The organism is Psychrobacter sp. 1U2 (assembly GCF_051847575.1).
The window spans coordinates 1-1,618 of the sequence record NZ_JBPYDC010000152.1; the positions used below are offsets into that span (position 1 = coordinate 1).

The 1,618-nt window shown below is 40.7% G+C and carries 2 protein-coding genes; both read left to right on the forward strand.

Annotated features, from left to right (window positions below):
- A partial coding sequence (locus ACS8FD_RS14010; protein WP_439276319.1) for a hypothetical protein occupies positions 1 to 197 on the forward strand: 197 nt, incomplete at its 5' end.
- Between the two features lie 445 nt (positions 198 to 642).
- Positions 643 to 1,618, forward strand: a 976-nt coding sequence (locus tag ACS8FD_RS14015; protein ID WP_439276320.1) for a glutathione S-transferase family protein, incomplete at its 3' end; no start/stop codon positions are given.

Here is a 1,618-nt window from a genome sequence, read left to right on the forward strand (position 1 = left end):
TTAGCTGTATGAGTTTAAGCTTAGGTAACGCTTCAATGACTTCACGTTCGATCCTAAGCGTACCGCAGATTATGATGCGTACTTTAGTCAATGTTAGTGGCTCAATTACTTCTGGTGTCGTTGGTAATCGTATTCTTAGTGAGTCGTCTGAACCAGAGCGACTGATTGATTATGATACTCAAGTAAGTCACAGCTAAATAGTAACACTGACTGGATTTTGGTACTGTCCAAGTTTCAATAATAAGCATTGTACAAGACATAGCGAACGGTAACTTTTGGGGTGAAAAATAAAAGCTTACTGCTTCGCTATTTTTTACGGCTGGTTTGTCGTTAATGCCCAATACATCCTAACCTGGTTTATCATTGTTCTTTAAACAAGAACTTTCATTTGTGATTATTGCTGTTTATCTGTCTATAGCCCATAAACTATAATGACTATATAACGGTAGGATTGATTACGAACGAGATAAACGCTTGGTGATAACTACAAAATTATAAGAAGATAGCACCTCTTTGCATACCCTTTTTAATAAATACTCAAGCTGAACGATCACCTATCTTTGTCAATATTAGTTATCGTCGTTTTTAATTCAAACTTAAATTGAAAATCAATACTAAAATCAAAATAGACAGGAGATCGGTATGGGCTTATTAGTCGATGGTAAATGGCAGGACCAATGGTACGATACCGACGCTAGTGGCGGCCATTTTAAACGCGAAGAGTCAGGCTTTAGAAACTGGGTTACCAAAGACGGTAGCGCAGGACCAACAGGTGCAGGTGGCTTTAAGGCTGAGCCTAATCGCTATCATCTGTATGTATCTCTAGCATGCCCTTGGGCGCATCGTACGACTATTTATCGTAAACTTAAAGGTTTGGAAGATATGATTTCGCTATCGGTCGTTCATCCTTATATGGGTGATCACGGCTGGACATTTAGAGAAGGTGCGGGTGTCATTGCCGACCCTATCTCACATGCTAACTACGCTTATGAGATATACACTAGAGCAAAATCAGACTATACAGGGCGCGTCACTGTCCCTATTTTATGGGACAAAAAAACCAACACTATCGTTAGCAATGAGTCATCTGAAATCATTCGCATGTTCAATTCAGCCTTTGATGAGGTTGGTGCGCTACCAGGTAATTTTATACCGTCAGAGCTATTAGCAGAGATTGATGAGATTAATGCATTTGTATATTCTGCTGTCAATAATGGGGTTTATAAATCCGGCTTTGCAACCACGCAAGCAGCTTACGAAGAAGCTGTGAATACGCTATTTGATGCGTTAGATGTATTAGAAAAGCGCTTAGAGAATCAGCGTCATTTGGTTGGTAATACCATTACCGAGGCCGATTGGCGTTTGTTTACTACCCTAGTGCGTTTCGATGCCGTGTACGTCGGTCATTTTAAATGTAACCTGCGCCGTATCGTTGATTACCCTAACCTTTGGGGTTACCTGCGAGATTTATACCAAGTGCCAGGTATAGCTGAGACCGTCAATATGAATCATATTAAGGCCCATTATTACACCAGTCATGCCAACATCAACCCAACTGGTATCGTACCTATCGGTCCTTATCTTGACTTTAATACGCCGCATGATCGCGAACAGCTAT